Origin of the sequence: Halothiobacillus sp. (assembly GCF_027346185.1) — a bacterium.
Lineage (GTDB): Bacteria > Pseudomonadota > Gammaproteobacteria > Halothiobacillales > Halothiobacillaceae > Halothiobacillus.
Genome location: NZ_DAIESY010000073.1, coordinates 1 through 6,036 on the forward strand (window position 1 = coordinate 1; position 6,036 = coordinate 6,036).

Consider the following 6,036-nt stretch of genomic DNA (forward strand, 5'->3'; position numbering starts at 1 on the left):
TGCCGCTCCTTCAGCCCGATAGCGGGCCACCAGGCGTTTGACCTGACGCGCACTCACCCCCAACTGCAGGGCCGCATCCCCCTGGCGCAGCCGCTTGCCTACCACCTGCTGGATCACCCCCAGTCGGTCGACCTCTTGGTAACTCATCGTAATATGCTCCTCTGCCATCACCCCTCCCGAAACCAAAAGGGGACATTTTAGAATTGGACAAAGGGGACATTACGGCTTTGGGCTAACACAGCCGGGCACTTGCCCTTGCAGGCGCACTGAATTTAGGATAAATTGCTCAACCTATTTTTGGTTCGAATTCGATTAGGCTGAGGCTGTTATGAAAATTTTATCTTCTCTGAAGTCTGCCAAGACTCGGCATAAAGACTGTCAGATCGTACGTCGACGCGGCAAGGTGTATGTCATCAACAAAACCAACCCCCGCTTCAAAGCTCGCCAGCGTTAAGCCTGCGTTGACTCTGACCCGGATGGCAACCATCCGCAGCAGGATCCAACCCGCCAACCGGCGGGTTTTTTTCGCCCGGTACAATCCCCCAGCAAGGAGCCCGGCAACCTTGTGAGCGCTTGAAATTCAAACGAAAAACCCACACATTCGCCCTAAGAATGAAATGGAACCACTGAGGTCACTGAATTGAAATTCCACGATTACTACGCCACGCTCGGTGTGGAACGCACCGCAACTCAGGCCGAAATCAAGAAGGCCTATCGTAAGGCAGCGCAAAAATATCACCCGGACCGCAACAAGGAAACCGGTGCCGAGGAGAAGTTTAAGGAAATTAATGAAGCCTACGATGTGCTGGGCGATGAAGAGAAGCGCCAGCGCTATGATGCTCTGGGCTCGAATTATCGCGCGGGCGAGGAATTCCGTCCGCCTCCGGGCTTTGACCCCAATCAGTTCGGCAGCCAGTATGGTGGCGCGGGTTTTTCGGATTTTTTCAGCAGCATCTTTGGCGGCGGGTTCGATCCCGGGGCCGCTCATGGAAGTCGTCGTACGCGCGCCGCACGCGGCCCGGATTATGAGATGACACTGCCGTTAAGTGTTCAGGAAATGATTGAAGGTGGCAGCAAGTCCGTCACCATCGATCACCCCGAGACCGGGCGCAAAACGCTTAAAGTCACTATCCCGAAGGGCAGCACTCCCGGCAAACGGATGCGTTTGAGCAGCCAGGGTGGTTCAGGCACGCACGGTGGCCCTGCGGGCGATTTGTATCTTGTCTTCCAACTGGCCTCCGACAGCCAGTTCTCGCTCGATGGCAATGATGTGCTGTACAACCTGCCTGTCACCCCTTGGGAGGCGGCGCTGGGTGAAAAGGTCACCGTGCCGACGCCCACTGGCGGCAAGATCAGCATGACCATTCCGGCGGGTTCGCAGTCCGGTTCCCGCTTGCGCGTTCGCGGGCGCGGTCTGGCTGGCGGCGACTACTTCGTCACCGTGATGATTCACACCCCACCGGCCAAAACCGATGAAGCGCGGGCGTTCTATGAGGAAATGAAGGTCTCGATGCCCTTTGATCCGCGCGAATAGCTCACACCATACTTCCCATAAAAACCCCTGCTCATCGGGGTTTTTTCTTAACGAGGCGATAAATGTAACGCTTCGCGGCTTAAAGTTTGAAGTGCAACGCCTGATTTGAAAAATATTGGCTTCCCGAACATGATCGAAACGTTCAACCAGCTGGCGTGGCGTAACCTCGCCAAGAGCGAGTCCCGGCGGCCCTTGCGGGAGCGGACGGCGGATGCCATCCTGAACCTGATGGGCGGACGCAGGGTGGACAACACGGCAGAGATGTCGGCGGGGAGGGAAGAAGGCGTTCCGCCTGCGGCATTTGGCGAGGAAAAACGTTGCATGATTTTCGTGGTGCTCGCCTTGGCCGAGCGTTCCATTCGCTCGATCATGACGCCACGGGGGGAAATCTCATGGATCGATTGTGCAGGCACTGCCGATGCAGTCCGCGCGCAGCCGCTAGACACTCCGCACAGCATTTTTCCGGTATACCGATGCTCGCTGGAGAAGTGGGCCTGGCGGCTGGAGCAGGCGGGCAAGGCGACACGAAACGGCACAACACCAGGAGCCCGCACATGAGCATCAAATTAGAAAGACCCCCTTTATCCGAGGTGCTGCGCGAACTTGCCAATGACACAAGCCGGGAACGCATCTCGATTGGCGACCTGTTGGTTGCCCTGGGTGACCGAGCGCTCGGCGCATTGCTGTTCACTTTCGCGTTTCCCAACATTCTGCCCACGCCCCCCGGAACATCGGCTGTGCTGGGGGCACCCCTGATCTTTCTGGCCGCCCAGCTCGCCTTTGGTCGCAAACCCTGGCTGCCTGAAATCATGACCAGACGGTCGATGCCCCATGAAAACTTTCACGCACTCGTGCTGCGCATCGGGCCCTGGCTTGAAAAGGCGGAAAGACTTTTGCGCCCGCGCGCAAGCGCACTTGCCCTGCCGCCGATGGAATATGTCATCGGGCTTGTTTGCCTGCTGCTGGCAGTAGTACTGGTGCTACCCATTCCCCTCGGCAATATACTCCCTGCGCTGGCCATCTGCCTGATGGCCCTGGGGATACTTGAGGGTGACGGATTGTGGGTGCTGGCCGGTTTCATCGTAGCCATCACGTCCACCATTGTGGTTTCAGGCGTCGTTTTCGCAATGATCAAGGCAACGATCTTCCTGTTCACCCAGGTTCTCTAATGATCGCGCTGTTAGCCAACAACTGGGCACCACAGAGATGTGGTACTGCGCATCCTCTTTTCGTGCCCTTTGGTGATCCGTGCCCTGCGCCCGCCGTGGCGGATGCGGCACTCAAATCAATTGCGTAAGCGATTGAAGCGGCGCCCCAACCTTGCGCCTGCCCATTTAAAAAAGAGGATTGAGGAGAATTTGCCAAAGTTGGCGCAAATGAGGTTTGGCTTTGCACCTTTTGTAAAGATAGGCAAACCCATGAGGCCAAATCTCGATTGGTTTATGTCCCCGCTGATTCCAAATTTAACCCGATGCGCCCTGGTTCGGCACGATTTGGCCGAACAGAGCGCTGTAGTCTTCATTGGCATGGCCTGCGGCCACACCATCTGCCAATATCCGCGCGAGACCATCGAGCATCCGCGCGTCGATCTGCCGGGTTCCGGCCACCTCGGTGAACAGACGTATATCCTTGAGCAGGTGCTTGAGCGGGAAATTCGCGGCGGCAAAATCGCGGGTTCTCATCCGATCCAGTTTTTTATCAAATGTGGGCGCGTATAAGGCGCTTTCCCGCAGTGTGGACATGAACGCATCGACATCAACGCCTTCACGCTCGACCAACCCAAGGCTCATGGAGAAGGCCGCGGTCAGCGATCCGATGAGCTGGTTCATCGCCAGCTTGACGGCCGCCCCCTGGCCTATGCCGCCGAAATGCGTGGGCTTGCCGAGCGCCTGGAGCACCGGATCGGCCACAGCCACATCGGCCGGATCGCCCCCAACCAGAATTTGCAACGTGCCGGTCTCGGCCTGAGGCGTGGAACCCAGAACGGGGGATTCCAGATAATGACCGCCGAGCTGCTTGATGGATTCGGCCAGCGCGCGGGATTGTTCGGGGCTGATGGTCGCGCCGTTGAGGATGAGCTTGTTCTTGAACAGGTCCCAGGGGTTTTCCACCAGCAACACCGATTCGCAGGCGGCAAAATCCGCCAGCATCACCCACACGATATCGGAGGGTTCCACCGCCGCGGCGACCGACTCGCTCATCGTCACCCCGATCGGCGGCGAGGAAAGCGGACTGCGGTTGTATCCGCGTACCGTCATGCCTGCCTTGACCAGTCGTTCAGCAATCGCCCGCCCCATCAACCCCAGACCCAATACGGCAATATTCATAGCAACCCCCCATTCAAAACCGGGTAACAACCCATACAATACGAACCATGATGATGCCTGAAAGCGTCAAGTCAAAAAATCAACAGAGCAAGACCACCCGGAGGGCGTACATGTGAAGCGCACAGAATCAAACTGGCCCCTGTGGCTCAATTCTGCGCGCCGGCGGCCCAGCCAGACCAGTCCCGCCCTGTTTCACACCGAAACCCGTGCCGAAATCGAACGAGACTATGACCGCGTGCTGTTTTCCACGCCGGTGCGGCGCATGGCGGACAAGACGCAGGTCTTCCCGCTGGATCATTCCGATAGCGTCCGCACCCGGCTGACGCATTCGCACGAGGTCGCCAATCTCGCCCGTTCTGTGGGGCTGGATCTGGTGTTCAACCGCAATCTGGCTGCCGGCTTGCCGCAAGCGCTGCGCGATGTACCCGCGCTGCTTGCAACCATCGGTCTGGCGCATGATTTGGGGAACCCGCCCTTCGGTCATCAGGGCGAGGAAGCCATTGCTCGCTGGTTCGCCCGACATGAAGTAACAGTGCTTGACCCGCAAACAGGCTTGACCGAAGCCATGCGGCAGGACTTTTTGCGCTTTGAAGGCAATGCGCAAACCCTGCGCCTACTCACCAAGCTGCAACTGATCAACGATGATTACGGCCTGAACCTGACCATGGCGACTCTTGCCGCCTTGATCAAATACCCCGTTGGCAGCGACGAGATAGACAAAAACTTCGTGGTGCGCAAGAAGCACGGTTTTTTTCAATCGGAACAGGCACTGGTCACTGAAGTGCAATCACAATGCGGCCTCTTAGACGGTCAGCGCCACCCGCTGACCTGGATTCTCGAAGCCTGCGACGACATTGCCTATTCGGTGCTGGACGCCGAGGACGCGGTGAAAAAAGGCCTGCTCTCTTTTTCCGACATTATTGCTTTTCTGCGTCACAGCGCGGATGGCGATCCGGTGGTGACTCGTGTCTGCGATGCCGCGCAGGATGAGCATCAGCGCTATCGCCAGACCGATCTCTCGCCCGCGGAACTGAACGATATTTCCATGCAGACCTTCCGCATCCGCGCCATCGGTGCGCTCATGCAGGCCGTCGCCGATACGTTCCTGGCTCAGTTGCCCGCCATGAGCGCCGACACATTCAATCAGGAACTAATCGCTGCTTCACCGGCCAATGCGCTGCTCTCCACACTCAAGGCCTGCAACTGGCAACATGCCTACCGCCACAAGACCGTGTTGAAAGTCGAGCTGACCGGATTTGAAGTCATCCACGGCCTGATGGATGCTTTCTGGTATGCGATTACCGATCGGGTCGATCCGCTCGATCCCGCCAGCGCGCGGCGCACGCCGTTGGCGAGCTATCTCTACCAGTTGATTTCGGAAAACTACCGCCGCGTATTCGAATCACCGAACAATCCCATGCCCCTGCGTTACCGCGAGGCCCAGCTACTCACCGATATGGTTTCCGGCATGACCGATAGTTTTGCAGTACGCTCCTGGCAGCAAATTCAGGAAGCCGGGTTTAGACCACACGTTCCTTACTGAAATCCACCGTCCACTCATCAGGAGTCTGATGTTGAGCAAATCAACTGCAACCGAACAAAGCCATTTCTTTGCTTATCTCGCCCGCATGAAGTACATCACGCGCTGGGGATTGATGCGCAACACGCGCACCGAAAATATTCAGGAACACAGCCTGCAAGTGGCGATGATCGCGCACGCGCTGGCCGTGATTGGCAACGAACTGTACGGCGAGACCAACGACATCGGTCGCATCGTGACCGTGGCGCTCTACCATGATGCTTCCGAAATCATCACCGGCGACCTGCCCACGCCGGTCAAATACTTCCGGCAGGATATTCTCGATTCGTACAAGGCGCTCGAAGCCCATGCCGAGCGCAAGCTCACCGGCCTGCTGCCCGAACGTTTGCGCTCGGCCTTCGCGTCCACCATCGAAAGTGCGCAGATTGAGCCGGAGGTTGCACGGGTCGTCAAAGCAGCCGATTCGATGTCGGCTTACCTCAAATGCCTGGAAGAAGGTTTTGCGGGCAATCAGGAGTTCAAGAAGGCCGAGAGCTACCTGCTGACCAAGCTCGAAGAAATGCAGGAGACCATGCCCGCCGTCACCTACTTCCGGTCACATTTCGTCGATGGATTTGCGCTGACTCTGGATGACT

The 6,036-nt window shown here is 57.6% G+C and carries 8 protein-coding genes; 6 read left to right on the plus strand and 2 right to left on the minus strand.

Features of this window, described 5'->3' with window-relative positions:
* Positions 1-168: helix-turn-helix domain-containing protein (locus M7R55_RS05875; protein ID WP_366881157.1), on the minus strand; the 168-nt coding region annotated here is incomplete at its 3' end.
* Between the two features lie 160 nt (positions 169-328).
* Here M7R55_RS05875 and ykgO point away from each other — a divergent pair.
* The 4 genes from ykgO to M7R55_RS05895 all read left to right on the plus strand — a co-directional run bounded on the left by ykgO (position 329) and on the right by M7R55_RS05895 (position 2,703).
* Positions 329-454: a type B 50S ribosomal protein L36 gene (ykgO, locus tag M7R55_RS05880; protein ID WP_012823010.1), complete on the plus strand. Its 126-nt coding sequence runs from the start codon at positions 329-331 to the stop codon at positions 452-454.
* 186 nt (positions 455-640) lie between these two features.
* Entirely contained in the window at positions 641-1,534 is an 894-nt protein-coding gene (locus tag M7R55_RS05885; RefSeq protein WP_298219361.1) for a DnaJ C-terminal domain-containing protein, read from the plus strand.
* Between the two features lie 129 nt (positions 1,535-1,663).
* Positions 1,664-2,092, plus strand: coding sequence for a hypothetical protein (locus M7R55_RS05890; protein WP_298219363.1), 429 nt, complete (start codon positions 1,664-1,666; stop codon positions 2,090-2,092).
* Positions 2,089-2,703, plus strand: a complete 615-nt coding sequence (locus tag M7R55_RS05895) for an exopolysaccharide biosynthesis protein (protein ID WP_298219364.1) — start codon at positions 2,089-2,091, stop codon at positions 2,701-2,703. The genes M7R55_RS05890 and M7R55_RS05895 overlap by 4 nt, the downstream gene beginning before the upstream one ends.
* Before the next feature lie 294 nt (positions 2,704-2,997).
* Here M7R55_RS05895 and M7R55_RS05900 read toward each other — a convergent pair whose 3' ends face one another.
* The gene (locus M7R55_RS05900) at positions 2,998-3,861 is read right to left on the minus strand and encodes an NAD(P)-dependent oxidoreductase (RefSeq protein ID WP_298219365.1); all 864 of its coding nucleotides are present in this window, start codon (positions 3,859-3,861) and stop codon (positions 2,998-3,000) included.
* 112 nt (positions 3,862-3,973) lie between these two features.
* On the opposite strand from M7R55_RS05900, the gene dgt reads away from it, so the two are divergent.
* Positions 3,974-5,404 carry a dGTP triphosphohydrolase gene (gene dgt, locus M7R55_RS05905; protein WP_298219367.1) on the plus strand — a complete coding sequence of 477 codons (1,431 nt, stop codon included), beginning with the start codon at positions 3,974-3,976 and terminating at the stop codon, positions 5,402-5,404.
* A gap of 28 nt (positions 5,405-5,432) precedes the next feature.
* On the plus strand, positions 5,433-6,036 hold a 604-nt coding region (yfbR, locus tag M7R55_RS05910), incomplete at its 3' end, for a 5'-deoxynucleotidase (protein ID WP_298219369.1).

Coding starts and splice junctions, on each gene's coding strand:
- ykgO (WP_012823010.1), top strand. CDS start 329: ATGAAAATTTTATCTTCTCTGAAGTCTGCCAAGACTCGGCATAAAGAC.
- M7R55_RS05890 (WP_298219363.1), top strand. CDS start 1,664: ATGATCGAAACGTTCAACCAGCTGGCGTGGCGTAACCTCGCCAAGAGC.
- M7R55_RS05895 (WP_298219364.1), top strand. CDS start 2,089: ATGAGCATCAAATTAGAAAGACCCCCTTTATCCGAGGTGCTGCGCGAA.
- M7R55_RS05900 (WP_298219365.1), bottom strand. CDS start 3,861: ATGAATATTGCCGTATTGGGTCTGGGGTTGATGGGGCGGGCGATTGCT.